At 56.2% G+C, this 18,106-nt stretch carries 12 protein-coding genes and 1 tRNA gene; 7 read left to right on the top strand and 6 right to left on the bottom strand.

Annotation, left to right across the window (positions count from 1 at the left end):
* The first annotated feature begins 39 nt into the window (after positions 1 to 39).
* On the top strand, positions 40 to 2,832 hold the full coding sequence (locus HDF14_RS20350; protein ID WP_183980344.1) for a GH36-type glycosyl hydrolase domain-containing protein: 2,793 nt from the start codon (positions 40 to 42) through the stop codon (positions 2,830 to 2,832).
* Positions 2,833 to 3,300: 468 nt separating this feature from the next.
* Here HDF14_RS20350 and HDF14_RS20345 read toward each other — a convergent pair.
* A tRNA-Gln gene (locus HDF14_RS20345) sits at positions 3,301 to 3,374 on the bottom strand.
* A gap of 546 nt (positions 3,375 to 3,920) precedes the next feature.
* Here HDF14_RS20345 and cas1 point away from each other — a divergent pair.
* Positions 3,921 to 4,652, top strand: coding sequence for a CRISPR-associated endonuclease Cas1 (cas1, locus tag HDF14_RS20340; RefSeq protein WP_183980342.1), 732 nt, complete (start codon positions 3,921 to 3,923; stop codon positions 4,650 to 4,652).
* A 736-nt stretch (positions 4,653 to 5,388) separates the two neighbouring features.
* Here cas1 and HDF14_RS20335 read toward each other — a convergent pair.
* Positions 5,389 to 5,754 (bottom strand): hypothetical protein, encoded by a 366-nt coding sequence (locus HDF14_RS20335; protein WP_183980340.1) that lies wholly within the window; start codon positions 5,752 to 5,754, stop codon positions 5,389 to 5,391.
* 80 nt (positions 5,755 to 5,834) lie between these two features.
* A complete protein-coding gene (locus HDF14_RS20330; RefSeq protein ID WP_183980338.1) occupies positions 5,835 to 8,492 on the bottom strand; it encodes an arylsulfatase in 2,658 nt (885 codons plus the stop codon).
* Positions 8,493 to 9,005: 513 nt separating this feature from the next.
* On the opposite strand from HDF14_RS20330, the gene HDF14_RS20325 reads away from it, so the two are divergent.
* Positions 9,006 to 9,509 (top strand): DUF1572 family protein, encoded by a 504-nt coding sequence (locus tag HDF14_RS20325; protein WP_183980336.1) that lies wholly within the window; start codon positions 9,006 to 9,008, stop codon positions 9,507 to 9,509.
* A gap of 352 nt (positions 9,510 to 9,861) precedes the next feature.
* Here the strand turns inward: HDF14_RS20325 and HDF14_RS20320 are convergent, their stop codons facing one another.
* Positions 9,862 to 10,458, bottom strand: a complete 597-nt coding sequence (locus HDF14_RS20320) for a CGNR zinc finger domain-containing protein (RefSeq protein WP_183980334.1) — start codon at positions 10,456 to 10,458, stop codon at positions 9,862 to 9,864.
* 246 nt (positions 10,459 to 10,704) lie between these two features.
* Here HDF14_RS20320 and HDF14_RS20315 point away from each other — a divergent pair, with 246 nt between their 5' ends.
* Both HDF14_RS20315 and HDF14_RS20310 read left to right on the top strand, forming a co-directional pair.
* A complete protein-coding gene (locus tag HDF14_RS20315) occupies positions 10,705 to 11,586 on the top strand; it encodes an alpha/beta fold hydrolase (protein WP_260698446.1) in 882 nt (293 codons plus the stop codon).
* 118 nt (positions 11,587 to 11,704) lie between these two features.
* Complete coding sequence (locus HDF14_RS20310; protein ID WP_183980324.1) at positions 11,705 to 12,523, top strand: carbonic anhydrase; 819 nt, start codon at positions 11,705 to 11,707, stop codon at positions 12,521 to 12,523.
* A 19-nt stretch (positions 12,524 to 12,542) separates the two neighbouring features.
* On the opposite strand, the gene HDF14_RS20305 is transcribed toward HDF14_RS20310, so the two are convergent.
* Positions 12,543 to 13,712: a VWA domain-containing protein gene (locus HDF14_RS20305; protein WP_183980322.1), complete on the bottom strand. Its 1,170-nt coding sequence runs from the start codon at positions 13,710 to 13,712 to the stop codon at positions 12,543 to 12,545.
* Between the two features lie 91 nt (positions 13,713 to 13,803).
* Here HDF14_RS20305 and HDF14_RS20300 point away from each other — a divergent pair, with 91 nt between their 5' ends.
* Complete coding sequence (locus tag HDF14_RS20300; RefSeq protein ID WP_260698445.1) at positions 13,804 to 15,630, top strand: SpoIVB peptidase S55 domain-containing protein; 1,827 nt, start codon at positions 13,804 to 13,806, stop codon at positions 15,628 to 15,630.
* 166 nt (positions 15,631 to 15,796) lie between these two features.
* On the top strand, positions 15,797 to 16,804 hold the full coding sequence (locus HDF14_RS20295; protein ID WP_183980320.1) for an NAD(P)-dependent alcohol dehydrogenase: 1,008 nt from the start codon (positions 15,797 to 15,799) through the stop codon (positions 16,802 to 16,804).
* An 82-nt stretch (positions 16,805 to 16,886) separates the two neighbouring features.
* Here the strand turns inward: HDF14_RS20295 and HDF14_RS20290 are convergent, their stop codons facing one another.
* The gene (locus HDF14_RS20290) at positions 16,887 to 17,909 is read right to left on the bottom strand and encodes a glycosyltransferase family 2 protein (RefSeq protein WP_183980319.1); all 1,023 of its coding nucleotides are present in this window, start codon (positions 17,907 to 17,909) and stop codon (positions 16,887 to 16,889) included.
* Positions 17,910 to 18,106: the final 197 nt, after the last annotated feature.

Raw genomic sequence — 18,106 nt, 5'->3', positions numbered from 1 at the left:
GCCGCAAGAATTCCGCACACCGCAGAAAGGATCTCCCGGATGAAACGCCGAACCTTCCTTGAGTTAGCAGGCCTGGGTCTGGCCAACACTCTCACTCCGCGAACTCTTGCAGCGCAGGCAGCACCGCACGCTTCGCCGACCAGGCAGGATCCGCAGCAGACCGCAACTGAGGCCTATGGCTCGGGACACTTTGGCCGTTGGCAAAGCGATGCCCACGGCCTCCCCGCATACCGATATACCTGCAATCAACTCACTGACCCGCTCGCAGTCTTGCCTGTCGACAAGGTTTGGCGCTCGCCCACCGACCATATGCATCAGGTAGGCAACGACCGTCTCGTTGCCATCGCCTCCAACTACGGCCATGTGCAGGTTCGTCAGGATGAAGGCAGCCCAAAGTTCCTCAACGACTTCTGCCCGGAGGAAGATCGCTATGGAGCTGGAATCGGCTTCCTGGCAGACGATAATGGCTTCGTTCTCAGCACGTACTACACTGGCGCCGCCACAACCTTCGATCGCGTCTTCGGCATGGGCTACCTGCAGAAGCGCGTTGCGGCTCACAGGTACGTTGTCGATCAGATCGTCTTTGCCCCCTATGGCGATGACCCAGTCCTCATCTCTCAAGTCACCATCACGAACCAATCCGCTCAAACAGTCAGGCCTCGCTGGGTGGAGTATTGGGGCTGCCAAAACTACCAGTTCTCTTGGCGCTCACTCATGGAGTCCGGCGTTCTCCCATCGCCTCCAACAGCCGTCAAGCGCCGTCGCGACTTCGCCGCTCGCTTCTCTCATCGCTTCCGCAAGCTACCTGGCGGCAAAGGGCTTCTTGAAACGCAGACCTTCCTCGGACGAACCCCTGAAGAGCAGCTTGCCTGGCAACAGACGCAGGAATCTCTCCGTGCGAAACCGACCGGGTTCTTCGGCGGGCCGACCGCTCCTCTAGCTGCCGGCGCCGCAATGGAAGATCTCTCGCCACCGGCCACCTTTCTGGTTACACTTGATGCGCCGGCCGACAACGTTGCGACCAGCGGGAAACAGTTCTTCGGCGGCAGCATCGAGCATCCGCCTGGAATGACGGCATCCCTGGACAACGACATGAGCGCGGAGGGACCCGAAAGCGCATTCTTGCTGGAGCGAAAACTCGTCTTGAAACCCGGCGAGAGCCGGACCCTAAGTTTCCTCTATGGCTATCTTCCTGAGGGCTTCTCCGCGGATGAACTCATCGCCAAGTACAGCATTGAGCCAGAATCACATTGGTCGCGATCCTGTGCTAAATGGAAGTCGATTGCTCCCATCTTTCGCACGCCAGCTCACCTGTGGGTTGAACGCGAAGCTCTATGGAGCAGCTACTACCTGCGTAGCGGCCTTACCTACGACAGCTTCTTTCGTGAACACATTCTTTCTCAGGGGGCGAGCTACCAGTATCTCGCGGGCCTGCAGGGCGCCGCTCGCGATCCGCTTCAACACGTGCTGCCCTTCATCTTCACCGATCCTCATATTGTCCGATCGGTTCTCCGCTACACCCTCAAGGAGATCCAATCCGACGGCTCGATTCCTTACGCGATCGTCGGTTATGGTGTCCCGATGCCGTGCGTCTATCAACCCAGCGACCTGCAGCTCTGGGTGCTCTGGGTCGCCAGCGAATACGTGCTCGCAACCCACGACCGGGAATTTCTCCAGGAGCGTATTCCGCTGTACCCTCGCCATGATGCCAGACCCGACGACCCCACGGTCCTCGATCTTCTGTCCCGTTGCTTTACGTACTTTACTTCCAAGATTGGCGTTGGACGACACGGTTTACAACGCCTCTTCAACGGCGATTGGAATGACAGCATCGTATACAGTCATCTCACGCCAGAGCAGAGAGAAGAAGTAACTCCAATCGGCGAGAGCGTTCTGAACGCTGCTATGGCAACCTACGTCCTCGACTACTATGCGGAGATGCTCGACAGCATCGACCGCAAAGAACAAGCCACCCTGGCCCGCGCAAAAGCAAAAGACCAACGCGAAGCCGTAAACGCCCAGTGGTATGACAGGTGGTACCGCCGCGCGTGGCTCGACGAAAAACTCGGATGGATGGGCGAAAAGCAAATGTGGCTGGAACCTCAGCCGTGGGCTTTGATCGGCGGCTGCGTGCCTGAAGAGAAGATCGCAACCCTGGTGACGACAATCGATGAATTGGTACGCAAGCCTTCACCGATCGGCGCAATGTTACTAAGTCAACCCGACCCGACCATGAAAGATGAACCAGGTACCGGCACTAACGGAGGCATCTTCTACGCGATCAACGGAACCCTCATCTGGGCTCTCTCGTTGGAGAACGGAGAGATGGCTTGGGACGAGTGGGAGAAGAACACTCTCGCTCGCCACGCCGAGATCTATCCGGACAAGTGGTTCGGCATCTGGAGCGGCCCCGATGCTTATCACTCGTCGCAATCCACGCAGCCCGGCGGCACAGGGGTGGACTTTCCTGTCCTCAACATGCACGCGCACGCGTGGCCCCTTTACACATCCGTTAAGCTTCTTGGTGCCGAGTTTCGCCTGGACGGCATCCGCTTCAAGCCAGATCTACCTCTCGACGACTACGAGTTCAACACTCCCCTCCTGGGTTTTAAAAAGACGGCCGCGGGCTACTCCGGCTGGTATGCGCCGATGACGGCGGGATATTGGCACGTCGAAATTACTCTGCCAGAAAAGATATTCCGTCCCCTCAAGAACCTCACCGTTAACGGCAAGCCGGAAGCGCTGCGTTCGGACTATGGGCGGACTAGCTTTGGAGGCAGCAGTTCGCCCGGTGCCCCGCTGCGATGGGATATTAACTTCGGCCAGCTATAGTTAATTAGTAGCAGTCACTTCCCTCCGGTCTCCGTCCGACATTATTGTCGTCGTGGTCTGAGCATTCTTTAACTGAAGATGTAAGCGAGCTATTTCCAATGCCTTATGGAATAGCGATTTCGCAAATAGCGTTTTCGGGAACTCGGCCAAGATTTGGCCGCTGAAGCACCGTTTGCGATCTCGAAGATCAATGACTGTCTCCAATAAACCATTCGATTTTAAGTTCTGGCCAGCACCCTCAACCTCGATAAATACAGCATTATCCATAAAACCTTTGCCGTGCCGCGGCAGAGGTCTAGAAGCATCGAACCTGTCTCCAACATCCGAAAACATACCCACATTATTCCCCACACTTAATCGCCGCTAGAACCCGGCCTGTGTTCCTGAATTTGGCAAGAAGGACGCAACCGCTTGATACGACGGTGCGAAGTTCTAAAGGCCGAACCTTAAGCGGGAGCTTTAAGTGCGTGGTTGCCCCCCAGGGATTCGAACCCCGATTGATCGGTTCAGAGCCGACTGTTCTACCATTGAACTAGGGGGCAAAATGCTTAGCGTTGTGCGCTTTGCGTCGCGAACAGAGTGCTCGCCGACTGCCTCTTAAGAGTGTACGAGGTGAGGGAGATAAGGTCAACGTCTGGCGGGGATAGGAGACAGAGGGCTCTAAAACTGCCCCCCGAGCATTCTCGGGTGTGATCGTCGGCCCAGGGATCGGAGGAATGGACGCAAGTACAAATAACTTATCGGCTTATACATGCTCCTCTGTAGTCGAGAAGCTCAAGAGCAAGGTTTCTCATAACCTCACAGCACATCGACGATCTATTGGCCCATGGAACATAGGGCCGAAACGCGGGCTCGATCAGAACGTTCAATGCTTGAAGTACGGTGCTGGCGGGCAGCTATGAAGGCTCGTTCGTCCTAACCTGGCAAATCACGAGAAAACAGATCTTCAAACTGAATTATGAGGATGTCTATTGCTCCGCGAGTTTGGTTACTCGAAAGTATTCTCCGCCGCCCTCGACCCTGCTAGCACTGCGCACTACTTGCTCCCTCACGTAAGGGTCGTTTTATGCGCAATAGCAATTCCGTGGGTGGCCAAGAGTGACGCAACGCCGCGGCGCACGCTATCTCCGCCGGAACTCAACCTGCCGAGTGTGTACATCCAGTGGTGGTGGACGCGATGCGCGAGGTGCCGTCTCAGCGCATCGCGACAAGTATCAGACATCCGTTTACGCCGCGCCCAGGCATTAGCTCATCACTCGGGTGCGGCGTTTCGGATTAGCAGAGAGCTGATTGATCGAAAGCTTGCGGGACAAGAGCGCGTCGCGAGCGAACACCTCAAAGACGCAGCGATATCGACACCGCTCCAACAAATCAGGTCAGAATTGGCTGAAGTCGAAACCATGGATGAGATCCGCTCAGTAGAGTTACGCGCACCCAAAGTCTATTGGAAAGCTTGGCGGGCAGTCACAAGCAAATTCCCCGACAAGGATCTGCCTCGCATACCCGAACATTGGCGGATCTTTGGCTCACGCGCCTCTGCTCTGTCAGGTTCTCCGCGACTCGCAGTAAATCCGGTCAACGCAATTTTGAACTATCTCTATGCACTGCTGGAGGCGGAGTGTCGTCTGGCTATCGCAGCCCTCGGACTCGATCCGGAGATGGGAGTCTTGCACATGGATACGATCAACCGAGACAGCCTGGCGTGCGATCTGATGGAGGCTATCCGACCCGATGTTGATGCCTATGTTTTAGACCGCATTTTGAAGCAGCCTCTAAAAAAAACTGGTTTTTCGAAGAGCGCAACGGAAACTGCCGTCTGATGGCTGACTTGGCGAGTCAACTCGCGGAAACTACCTCTATGTGGGCGCGCTTAGTCGCGCCACTCGCCGAGTGGACTGTGAAGGCGATTGCCTCAACGACTAAAGCTGGTAGAAGGACGCCTGCAACTCGTCTGACACAAAACCACAAGCGCGAGATGCGAGGCGGCAATCCGTTTGTGGCTTCAAAGAAGCCGATGACCCTGCAGAACGTTAGTAGTGACTGCGGTATTCCAATCATCAATGCAAATGAGAAGTGCAGAGGCTGTTCAGTTGAAGAGTCGAAGCAGCGGCTTACAAAAGTCGCAACAGAGGGTCGCGTCGTCTCTCATTCATCAGTGCACAAGCTAAGCGGTCCGAGACGCAGATAGCAAAGCAAGCCAATATACGGGAATGGTCGATTTCAGACCAACCATCCTGGCTGACAACTGAGTTCTATGCCGAAAAGGTTCAGCCGCAAATCTCGTCTTTGTCTTGCAGCTCGATAACGCGACAACTTGCAGTTTCGCGAGGTTATGCAGGCGAAATTCGACAGGGCCGAGTGCCGCATCCCCGGCATTGGCTAACTTTGGCAAAACTCACGGGTACGTCCGGGTAAAAGTTATCGTGCGAACCCATGTAGAGAAATACCCATTTTTTTGAGATTTATTTTTGGTTGGCTTGGAGATGTGGCTCCAGACGCTTGTCGGTGAGATTCGGACTGGCCGCCGAGTGTGAATTTGGTGAGTGTCTCCCTCCTTCATGACGGAGTGTAGGCGGGCCGGGCTAGCAGGAGGGCGAGGACGCCGTGGAGGATGCAGGCGGGGAGCAGGAGGATGCTGGTGAAGTCACCTTTGAGTTTGAGGTAGCCGAGGAAGCAGGCAGTGAGGAGATTGAAGACGAAGATGGTGCGGCTGCGTTGCGTGAAGTCGCCTTTGCCGATCGGCCAGCAGGCAGCGCCGGGGGAGAAGAGAGCGAAGCCGCCGACGCGGGCTACTGCGTCTCCACCGGAGTTGAAGGTGGCGGAAAAGAGGAAGCTGACGACGAGGCTGGGGACGGCGAAGAGGGCCGCTCCAGTGAGGAGTTCGAGGGAAGAGGCGGCGACGAGAAGGGTCTTGGTTTTCATGGAAGGTTCGGGATGTCGGTGGAATGAACTGCGCTGCCGGATACTCCCTGGGCAGCGCAGTTTGTCTGGACTGAGTTGAGTTAGTCGCTCGCTGAGGCGATTGCGGCCTTCATCTTTTCCTTGTCGGGAGCCTCGAGTTGCTCAGGGCCTAGTTTGTAGGTCAACTTGTCGATAGTGCCGGTGAAATGGAAAGGCAGATCGTAGCTGAAGTCCACCGCCGAACGGGTGTCGGCTCCGATATCGAATGTTTCGTCGATCGACATCATGAGCGGGATGGAATGGGGGATCGTCTTCTTATCAACTTCCTTGCCGTCGACTGAAAGGATGCCCGTGCCGCTTTTGCCGGGGCCGGGACCGTCGTATTTGAAGTCGAAAGAGATGGTGTGTTTGCCTGCTCCAAGAGAAGGACCGGACCAGCGGAAGCGTTCGAGATCGAGGAGGTTGTAGACGAAGACGGGGCGGCCGCGACCGAAACTGAAGAGGCCGGTGAAGAGACCGGCGATGAGCCAGAGCGGAGCGAAGAGGATCATGAGGTAGGCGAGGTATTTGAAGCTAAGCTTCCAGCCGGTCCACCGCTTGTTCCGGGTGAAGAGGAAGAGGAGGAGGCCAAGGATGAAGATGCTCCAGATGATGATCTTCATGGCGGTGCTGCGGAGCCACCAGTCATTGCTTTGGCTGAGGAAGAGGCCGTAGCCGCCGAAGCGACCGCCGAGAGTGGCGATCATGCCTTGAGCGCCCCCTTCAGGGATGTCGATATCGGCGGTGATGGTGTAGTCCTTGTCGAGAATGCTGGGTGCGTTGGCGAGCGGGATGCCGATGTTTTCACCGGTGTAGGTGAAAAGGGTGCGGCCAGCAACGGCGCTTGGGCGTGCCGTGAGAAGCCGCGAGAAGGCGGTGTTGTCGAGAGGAAAGACGTTGTACTTCATCGCTTCGGTTTGAAAGAGCGCCTGCATCTCTTTCAGCTTGTCGGGGAACTTAGCTGCGAGGTTGTTATTCTCGGAGTAGTCCTCATTGATGTTGTAAAGTTCCCACGCGTAGCCGGTTGTTACGTCGGGGAGTTTGCCTGTGGCGAGTTCCCACGGCGGAGCGAAGGGAGTGGTGGCTGCTATCCAGCCGTCGTGATAGATGGCACGATTGGCGGCCATTTCGAAGTACTGTGTGGTGCGGGTGGAGGGGGCGTTGGCGTTGGCTTTGTCGAAGGTGTAGTTCATGCTGACGCCTTCGATGGGCTTCTGCGGGATTCCATTGACGGTGGTGGGTGCAGGGACCCCTGCGGCCTCGAGGATCGTGGGGACGATGTCGATGACGTGATGAAACTGGGTGCGGATGCCGCCCGGATCGGAGATGTGACCGGGCCAGGAGATAGCGAGGCCTTGTCTGGTTCCGCCGAAGTGCGAGGCTACCTGTTTGGTCCACTTGAAGGGGGTGTCGAAGGCCCATGACCAGCCAACAGACATGTGTGGGTATGTCTTATCGGAGCCCCAATCGTTGTAATGCAACATCTGTAAAGCTTCAGGCGCCTTCAGGATTCCGTTGTAGGCCGTGAGCTGGTTGAAGGAGCCGGAGAGTGTGCCTTCGGGGCTGGTGCCGTTGTCGCCACAGATGTAGATGATGAGGGTGTTGTCGAGTTGGCCTTCGTCCTGGACTTCCTGAATGACGCGGCCGATTTCATAGTCGGTGTATGCGGCGTATCCGGCAAAGACTTCTGCCTGGCGCGCATAGAGTTTCTTCTGCAAGGCGGAGAGGGAGTCCCAGCGGGGAATGGAATCTGGCCAGGGTGTGAGCTGGGCGTTAGCGGGGATGACGCCGAGACGTTTCTGGTTAGCGAAGATCTGGTCACGGAGTTTTTCGTAGCCCATGTCAAACTTGCCCTTGAATTTTTCGATCCACTCTTCCTTGGGCTGGTGGGGCGAGTGCGTGCCGCCGGGGACGTAATAGAGGAAGAAAGGCTTGTCAGGAGCGGCAGCTTTCAGGTCGCGCATGTGCTTGATAGCTTCGTCGGCGAGGTCGGTGGTGAGGTTGTAGTCCTTGCGACCGACATATGGCGTGATCTGGGTGTGATCGCGGAAGAGGTAAGGTGTCCATTGGTCGGTTTCTCCACCCATGAAACCGTAGAAGTATTCGAAGCCAAGGCCGGATGGCCATTGGTCGTACGGACCAGCGACACTGTACTGGAAGGTTGGCGTGTTGTGGTTTTTGCCGAACCAAGAGGTGGAGTAGCCATTGTCGCGGAGAATGGTGCCGATGCTGGCGTTATCGAGACCAATGACGGAGTTATAGCCGGGATAGCCGGTGGAGAGTTCTCCGATGACGCCAGAGCCAACGGAGTGATGGTTACGACCGGTGATGAGAGCGGCGCGCGTTGGGGAGCAGAGAGCCGTCGAGTTGAATTGCGTGTAGCGCAGGCCGTTGTTGGCAATGCGGTCGAGAGCGGGAGTGGGGATGATGCCGCCGAAGGTGCCGGAAACACCGTACCCTTGATCGTCGGTCATGATGAGCAGAACATTGGGTGCGCCTTTGGGTGGGACGACGCGGGGTGCCCACCACTGCTTGGAGTCGGTGGCACTGGGCTTAATGACTCCGCCGAATTTTTGGGGAGGTGCGGGCAGTTGGTGGCCTTCGATGGTGGTGGTGGCGTTGGGGGAACCGAGCTGCCCGGTGACAACTTGGGCGGGAGCTGAGGTTGCGAAGAAAGTGATGCCTGCCAGTAGAAGGCCGAAAGGCTTTTTGTTGAACATGAGTGAATCTCCGGTGATGCAGCGTTCTGAGACCCCACTAAAACTTCCGAGGTGTGATGGCACCGAGATGAGCACTGCTAATAAACCGAGTCACGAAGTTAAGGAGTCACAGGGGCATTCAGGTCGATCAAGCTCATCCCTCATATAGATCGAAGTCGACTTTGAACTGGCAATTAGTTGGCCAACGTAGCCCGTTACCCGAAATAAGCATTAGTACCTATACATGTTGTATTTAAGGCGGCCGAGCTGTAACCCTGCGGCGCTCAGACTCCGAGTGGTCGGAGTCTCCTCCGAAGGGTCGGAGTCTCTACGAAGGGATAGTGCAAGGTCATTCTTGTGCGGCAGGCTGCCCTTATGGGGACCATCTCGCTGACGCCGCCGCAGGTAAATCCACATTCTTTTAAACCAGCAGCTGGTTTACTGGCAACCCGCAAAAGGTTGGGGCGCAGTTTGGGGGCTTCTGTCTCCTATCCCGTCAACGTCTGGCGCTGTGGTGCGGGTTAGAATGCTGGGATGACTACGACGCTTGATGCTGTTGCTGCCGATTTTATTGATGTTTCTTGTCGCAGACTCGACATGATGACTGAGTGCTTTGAGGCTTGTTTGCGAAAGCTGAGCTACGAGCAGGTGTGGCAGCGACAGGGGGCGCATGAGAATGCTGTGGGAAATCTGGTGCTGCATCTTTGTGGGAATGCGCGGCAGTGGGTGATGCATGGAGTGGGTGGGGCGGCGGATGTGCGAGTGCGGGATGCGGAGTTTAGTGCCGATGGTGGGATGAGTGGGGAGGAGCTGATTTTGCTGTTCCGGTCGACGTTCGATGAGGCGAAGGGTGTGATCGCGGCGGTGCAGGCGGAGCGACTGGCGGAGAGGATTACTCCGCAGGGACGGGACGTGAGCGTGCTGGAGGCGATCTACCAGGTGGTGGGACATGTGCAGCAGCATGTGGGGCAGATTATTTTGGTGACCAAGCAGATGACGGCTGCGGATCTGGATCTGACGATTCCGAGACCGAGATAGCAGGTTGGGTACCCCCTCCCCTCGCTGGGGTATTTTGCAGGGAAGTTACTTGTTTTGTGCAGCTTGGGCGCTACCCTTTCCGGTAAAATATTGATTACAGATGACTTGCTAGCAAAATACTTGTAATCAATAAGTTAGAGCCAATACATGGCAATTTGGTGAACATGCTTTTTATCTTCTTCTTAAGTATAGTTCGGCGAGATTATCTAATACGCCACGTGGATGTTGCTTGGATTCAAGTATTTAGATAGATGTAGGGCTTGACAGCTTGATTTGCTGGGGTTTGGGTGCACTCAGCAGCTGTGTGGTTCGGGCGAGATGAAGGTGGTGGTTTGTGGTCGTGTTGTGGTGTTTACCTGGTGAGTTGTTGGCGCTGGCGAAAGGCAGCTACCTTGTTGCGGTTGCCGCAGGTGGCCATGCTGCACCAGCGGCGATGGTGCGAGCGCGTTCGGTCGTAGAACCAGAGGACGCATTCGGAGTCTTCGCAGTGGCGGACAAGGTTGAAGTCGCCTGTGGCGAGGAGTTCAGCTGCGGCCTCGGCTACGGGGGCGAGAATCTCTTCGGGCGTCCGCTGTTTCCATTCGCGTTCGAGGTTCAGCGTTCCTCCTTTGCCGGGTAAGAGTTTGAGATTGCTTTCTGATTCGGCAAGGAAGGCGTTGAAGTGCGCTACGTCGGCGCGCTTGCCTGCCTTTCTGGTTTCGACGAGTTTGCGGATCGCCTCACGTAAGGTTCTGGCGCTGTGCAGCAAGGTGTCGGGTTTTGAGTTCGCAAGATTATCCTTGACCGGCCAACCAATGTCGGCAAGCCATCGGAGAACGTCCTTGTCATTTTGGAGAGAGTCTACGAGTTCGCCGTTGAGTACGAAGACCGTATTAAGGAGTTCGAGTGCAAGATGGTCTGCCACGCGAGGGGGCGTGAGTGGTGGAACGGATTGAGAGGGGTTCGGCATAGTGTGAATCTCCTCTGAAATTATGTAACCTTTGAAACTTCTTTGTACAGGTTACATCTTATCAGCAACTCATGAAGTCACTTTTCAGCGATTTATCGGAATTGAATTGCGTTCGGAGGCAGTATGGATCGTCGAAGCTTTATTACCAGTAGTGGGAGCATGCTCGCATCGGCCAGTGTCACGGCTCCTGCTGCCCTTTCACAAGGTTTGTTGGCAGACGCTAGAGATGCCAGAGGAGAAAAAGTTATGGATAAGAGTTCGCAGGTACCGCTGACTACCGTTCATCATGTTGAGGCCGATGGTGTGAGTGTGTTTTATCGTGAGGCTGGGCCGGCTGATGCGCCGGTGGTGCTGCTGTTACACGGCTTCCCTACTTCGTCGTTTCAATATCGCGAGCTGATTCCACGGCTGGCGGATAAGTATCGAGTGATCGCACCGGATCTGCCGGGGTTTGGATTTACTGAGGTTCCGAAAAACAGACATTACAAGTACAGCTTCGATGCATTGGCGCAGACGATGGTGGCGTTTACCGATGCGCTTGGTTTGAAGCGGTATGCGTTGTATGTGTTCGACTACGGGGCGCCTACGGGGTTTCGTCTGGCGATGGCTCATCCGGAGAGAGTGACGGCGATCGTTTCGCAGAACGGGAATGCGTATGAAGATGGGCTGGGGGATGCGTGGGCTCCGATTCGGCGCTATTGGAACGATCCTTCGGCTGCGAATCGCGAGGAGGTACGCAAGGCTGCGGTCAGCTTCGAAGGGATCAAGTTCCAGTATGTGCATGGGGTGCCGAATCCTGAGGCGGTGAAGCCTGAGGGGTACTGGCTGGACTATGCGCTGGTGAATCGGGCGGGCAATACGGATATTCAGCTGGATCTGTTTCTGGACTATCGGAATAACGTGAAGCTGTATCCGAAGTTTCAGGAGTACTTCAGAAAATCCAAACCGCCGTTGCTGGCGATCTGGGGGAAGAACGATCCGTTTTTCATTCCGCCGGGGGCTGAGGCGTACAAGCGTGATATTCCGAATGCGACTGTCCAGTTCCTGGATACGGGACACTTTGCGCTGGAGACGCACGTGGAGGAGATTGCGGCGGCTGTGAGGGAGTTGTTGCAGAAGGCTATTTGATGATCTGAACAGATTTTATTGGGCCGTTCACAGAGTGACTGTGAATGGCCATTTTTATGGCCGGTTTTCGTAACGCATGGTAAAGTGAGCATCCCGGCCCCTAAAGGAGATTTCATAGATGAAGAGGGATTTCGCTCTTGCTGTCCTGGTGTGTGCCTTGTGCGGTATCTCAGCCCATGCGCAGATTCTCGCTGCCGCTGCTGGTGTCAACGCTGACGATTTTGCTTACTCAGGAGATAAAGGTCCGGGCTTCTGGCCGGAGTTGCACGGCAAAGACGGAAAAGAGTTTTCGGCATGCGCTCCGTCGCCTTCTGCCCGACAGTCGCCGATTGACATTGAAACAGTGGTTGAAGACCCGGCACTTCGGCCTCTGGATGTCAGTTTTGTCGAGGCCCCATTCGTGATGAAGAATCTGGGTTTCACGATTCAGGTTACGCCTGCGTTCGGGAGTTCTTTGACCCTGGATGGACGCAACTATTCTCTCCTCCAGTTTCACTTTCATACTCTCTCGGAACACACTGTGGCGGGCAAGCATGGCGTGATGGAAGTGCACTTTGTCTTCAGGCACTCGGATACGGATTTTGCAGTGATTGGAATGTTGTACAGGGTTGGAAGGTCGAACGCGTTCCTAAAAACCTTGATTGATGCTGGTCTGCCTGAAAAGACGACATCAGCGGACGTCACGGTAAAACCAAATCTTGAGAAGGCATTGACCGATTCATCGCAATACTTCACGTATCCCGGATCTCTTACGACGCCGCCCTGCAGTCCGGTGGTGACGTGGCTGGTTTTGAAGCAGTGGGCGGAGCTGTCGCCGGAGCAGGCTGAGACGTTCCGCAAGATTCTTGGGAATGATTTCCGTCCACTGCAAAGCCCAAACAATCGGGTAATACATTCGACCGTGAGGCGATGGCCTTTTGATGGGGGCCAGCCGTAAACCACTCGATAAGTCTGCACTACTCGACGGGGAGTTTTGCGCTGTAGCCGTCGCGGGCGATGACCGAGTATTTTTGCGGTTTTCCCTTTTCGTCCTGCATGCGGAGGGGGTGGCCTTCGTTGTCGACCAGAAGAACTTTCACCTTGCGATAAGTGCCGTCGTTCTTGTTGTTGGTGGGGCGGTAGGTGAGGATGTACTCGTTGCGGATCGATTGGTTGATCTGGGAGAAGATGTCGGGGAGCTCGCCCTGGAAGATGGGGGCGAAGCTGAGACCGCCGGTCATCCTGGCGAAAGTTTGTAACTGATTTTGCGCCTGAAGGTAATCCATTTCGCGAGGGCCTCCGCCGCCACGCATTTCATTCAGCATCGCGCCAGTGCTGATGGTGAAGATGGTGATGTTCTGGGTGGCCTTAACTTTGGCGAGCATCTTGTCGAGGGTGAGCTTTGAGAAGGTGTCGCGGCCGGATCCGATGAGAATGATGTACTTACGGCCTTCGATACGACTGGTTCGATCGAGGGTCTCGTAGAGGGCGTCGAACATGTCGGTGTCGGAGAAGCCGGGGATGATCAGCGAAGAGAGCGACTGCGCGATGAGCTCTTTATTGTTGGTGAAGTCGGTGAGGATGTGGGTGCGCAGGTCATAGGTGACGACGGCGATGTAGTCATCGGGACGTAGTGTGCGGAAGAAGCTATAGGAGGCGTTCCGCATGTCGTTGATGAGGTAGTAGCTGTTGGCGGCGAACTCAAGCAACATGACGGCGGTGATGGGGGTCTGGGTGGTGCGGACGCTGGTGATGGTCTGGGGGACGCCGTCTTCGAGGATGAGGAAGTTGTTGGCTTTGAGGCCGGGGACGAACTGGTGGGTCTTGTCGAGGATGACGCTGGCGTCGATGTTGACAATGGGGACGTCGACGCGGAGGGAGAAGGTCTCGTTGTCGGGATTCTTGACCTTGGGAGCGACGGGGGCGGGAGGGGGCGGGGGCTCGTCAGCCTCCTTCTTTTTCTTGAGGACGATGGTGCCGTTGTCGGTGTCGGGACCGGCGTCGTCTGGGGGAGGGGTGGGTTTGGTTTGCTGGGGCGGAGTCTGGGCGGGGGCGTTCTGGGCGTGGGCGGCGGGCAGGGTGAGAACAATGGAGCAGGAGAGAGCGAGAAGGATGCGAGCCCTGAAATGCGGAAGGATAGTCATCATCTGAAACTTTACTCCGAATGTTGGACGGCTTTTCAATGCAATTGTGAGAGACGAGCCAAGTAAGAGAAGGCTCTAGTACTCTGTAGACGTGATGGCAGCGGTAAAGACTCGATTGTGGATGGTTGGCCTGGCCGTGGGCGGGATGTTGGGGAGTTCTGTGCTCCCGGGTGAGGCTTGGGCGCAGGTTCAGACGGTGAGTGGAGAGGGATGGGCGGCAGTGCCGGTGCCTTCGGCTGCTCCGGCGGTGACGAAGTTCTTTCCGCTGGCTGAGGTGAAGCGGGGGATGCGCGGAGTGGCTTATACGGTGTTCGAAGGGGTGAACCCGGAGCCGATGCAGGTGGAGATTCTGGGGCTTTTGAAGGACGCCCTGGGGCCGGGACAGGACATGATTCTGGCGCGACTGCATGGGGACAAGCCGGAGTATACGGGCGTGGTGGCGGGAATGAGCGGCAGCCCGGTCTATATCGACGGGCGGCTGGTGGGTGCGCTGAGTTATCGGATTGGGCAGTTCAGCAAAGAACCGATTGCGGGGATTACGCCGATCGAGTCGATGTTGCAGGTACGGGATGAAGATGGCGCGGCGGGGATGAGGCTGGCTTCGGTGAGCAAAGAGTTTGAGGGGCAGCCGCAGATGCGGGCGATAGAGACTCCCCTGGTGATGGGCGGGTTCAGCCAGGAGACGGTGGAGCGGTTTGGGGATAGGTTCCGGGCGATGGGATTGACGCCGGTGGTTGGATTGGGTGGCGCTGACTCTGCTGCGGAGCAGCCGGAGCCGCTGGTGCCGGGGAGTGCGGTGAGCGCGGTACTCGTGCGGGGCGACCTCTCGATGGCGGGAACTTGTACGGTGACTTATGTGGATCCTAAGCGGCTGCTGGCTTGCGGTCATCCGATTACGCAGTATGGGCCGGTGGATATGCCTATGACAAAGGCGACGGTGCTTGCCTCGCTGGCGTCGCCGCTGAATGCGTTCAAGATCATCAATACGACGGAGACGGTGGGGGCGTTTACTGAAGATCGGGCCTCGGCGATCATGGGGCGGTTTGGGTTGGAGGCGCGGATGATCCCGGTGGTGGTAGAGGTGGTGCCTCCTCCAGCGGATAAAGGAACGAAGGCGGAGGCGAAGACGCTGCACTTTGAGGTGCTGGATAACCGGCAGCTGACACCTTCGGCGATGCTGGTGTCGGTGTATCAGAGTTTGCAGACGAATAATACAGCGGCGGAGGAGTTGAGCTATCGGCTGTCGGGCGAGATCGATGTGAAGGGTCTGCCAACGGTGAGGATGCAGGGGTTGATGGCACAGAATGAGTTGAACCCGGCGACGATCAATGCGGCGCTGCTGGTGAACGACCGATTCAGCAAGGTTTATGGGAATGCGCTGGATCAACCAGTGGTGACGGGGGTCAGGCTGAAGGCGGAGGCGATTCCAGCGAGAATGACAGCGGTGTTGGAGTCGGCGCGATTGAGCAGGATGGAGGTGCGCGCGGGGGACGAGATTGAAGTAGAGGCAATGGTGCACCCGTACCAGTCCGAGGCGCGGATGGTGCGAGTGAAGATCAAACTGCCCGAGGATTTGGCCGCGGGGTCGATGCGGGTGGTAGTGAGTGATGGCGCGACGGTGGACCGATTGACGACGAAGACCGGGGCGGAGCGGTCTGTGGGGCTGGCTGATACGGTGGCGGCGTTGAACAGGATGCATGCGAACGACAGGGTGTATGTGACGCTGCTGGATCATGCGACGCAGGCGGTGCTGGAGGGAGAGGCTTTGCCGGAGATGCCGTTGTCGATGGCGAATGTTTTCGACCCGTTAAGAGACGCTCAGAAGATGCAACTAACGGGGGAGAGTGTAGTTGCTGCCGGGTCGACCGATGCGGGATATGCTGTGAGTGGCTCTCAGGTGCTGAACATGATTGTGAAGTAGCACGGTGCGAGATACGGCAGGGCCAATAAGTGTTGAAGCAGGTCTTGTTACACGATTGTTGCAATAGTGCGATTAGCGTGTGGATGATTTTTTTGCTCTGGGTGGTGTTGTAGCATCAAAGGGTAGGCGCGACGGTTAGGTTCCGCGCTAAAAGGAAAGATTTCGAATGAGTGAAATACATGGCTTTGCGGTGCACGCAGCCGGTGCACATTTACTGGCGTACAAGTATGATCCGGGCGAGCTGCAGACCCATGAGGTGGAGATCAAGATCTCGCATTGCGGCGTGTGCCACAGCGACGTTCATCTGATCGATAACGATTGGGGGATCAGCAAGTATCCATTTATTCCGGGCCATGAGATTGTGGGAACCGTTGTGGGGGTGGGGTCGGGTGTGAAGGACCGCACGATGGGTGAGCGGGTCGGAGTCGGCTGGCAGGCGGATAGCTGCGGGATCTGCGAATGGTGCCGGCAGGGACAGGAGCAGCTGTGCGCAAAGGCGCAGCCTACGTGCGTAGGCCGGAATGGAGGGTTCGCTGACCGAGTTCGGGTTAACTCGCGGTTTGCGATTCCAATTCCGACGTCGCTCGACAGTGAGAATGCTGCCCCGCTGATGTGCGGCGGAATTACGGTCTATGCACCGCTGATGAATTATGGGGTGCGGCCATCGTCACGTGTGGGAGTCATTGGAATTGGTGGGCTTGGGCACATCGGAGTGCAGTTCGCGAAAGCCTTTGGGGCGGAGGTGACGGCGTTTTCGACCTCGAAGGATAAAGAGGCGGAGGCAAAGGAGCTGGGTGCGCACCAGTTCGTAAACACGCGGGATACTGGCGCGTTGAAGAAGGTGGCGGGGTCGTTTGATTTTCTGCTTTCAACTGTGAGTGCGGATCAGGACTGGCAGGCGTATGTGAGTGCACTGCGTCCCAAGGGTACTTTTTGCATTGTCGGCGCGCCTCCTTCGCCACTGCAGATCCAGGGGGCGTCGTTGATTCACAGCCAGAAGGCGATTGCGGGTAGTAACACGGGTAGTCCGCATGAGCTGAGCGAGATGCTGAATGTGGCAGCGCGGCACGGAGTCAAAGCGGTCACCGAAAAGTTTGCGATGGCGAAGGCGAACGATGCTGTGACCAAAGTGAAGAAGAACCAGGTTCGGTATCGGGCTGTCCTGACGAACTAAGACCTCATGGATTGCGCCGAACGGGGCTTCAGCCACTAGACCATCTACACCCAGCCCAATCCCTTCAAGGGGTTGGGCTTTTTCATCTTTGAGTATTACTGCGATGCTCGCTGCCGGGGAGTTCTGGATGCAGTTGCATTCCCTCTACAGTCGCTCCGCGGAGGTCGCCGCTGGTAGTTACTGGAATTCTTTCCCGGAACAGCATCCTTCCTATTCGTTTCGAAATATCGATCGGGTGGAGAACCGAAGCGGCTGTCAGATTGACTGCGGCTCTCAGATAATTGCCGTCGAGGAGATGTTGTCCAGCGATGCGGGTGTGAAGCTTCCATAGACCCAGTCGACGGCGTTGAAGTCTTGCAGGAATATTTCCGGGCAGCTGGATCAGATATTCCTCGAAAGAGAGTTCGGGAAGATTCTGAATTCGACGACGGTGTGAGTCCTCTGCCCAATATCTCTTTCGCTGCATCTCAGCGAAGATTTTGTAGGTGCTGGCGTCGCGATGGAATCTATACGCGACCAGAGGCTCACACACCACCAGTACCTGTCCTTTCTCGGCAAGACGGCACTCCAGGTCCCAATCATCCACGGGATAATATCGCTCCCGGAATCCACCGATCTCGCGCAGAGCCGAGGTACGAACCAGCATGGTAGAACCCAGAAGACACCCATCGTTTATGGGATCGTAGACCCTGATACAGTTGGTCGCCGTCAGCTTATCTGAGTTTGCCCACGAATGTTTCCTGCCGATCTTGGTGTTGTAGGCGAACACGCCAAGAGTTTCGGGATACTTATCCGCTACTGTAATCTCGCGATCCAACCGATGCGGAAAGCTGATGTCGTCCTGGTCACTACGAGCGATGTATTCACCGCGAGCTTCTTGTATGCCCAGATTCAAAGTGGAGCAAAGTCCCCCATTCTCCTTTTGCATCACGCGTATCCGCGGGTCTGAGAAGGACTCTATGATTTTGACGGAGTTGTCGGTACTCCCGTCGTCGATGATCAGGAGCTCGAAATCTTTGTAAGTCTGAGTGAGCAAAGAAGTTAGCGTCTCACCCAAATGAGACGCTCCGTTATAGACGGGAACCAGGACAGTAATTCGTGGCATTTGGTCTCCTTGCAGTTGCCACACATGCGTAAACCCGCTGCCTTGTATTCACTTCAGATTCTCCTCCAACTGCAGAGGCGCCACACTTCTCCGCTTGCTTCTTTAGCCTCAATAACTTCGTGAAAAGGATCTTAGCGCAAGAAACGGCGAGTGCTGCACTAAAAACACGCATCGTTCGAAGTCTGAGTTGATTCTTC

Origin of the sequence: Tunturiibacter gelidiferens (assembly GCF_014201335.1) — a bacterium.
Classification (GTDB): Bacteria; Acidobacteriota; Terriglobia; order Terriglobales; family Acidobacteriaceae; genus Edaphobacter; species Edaphobacter lichenicola_E.
The sequence above is the reverse complement of the archived record's forward strand: the minus strand, read 5'-3'. Positions and strand labels throughout refer to the sequence as shown.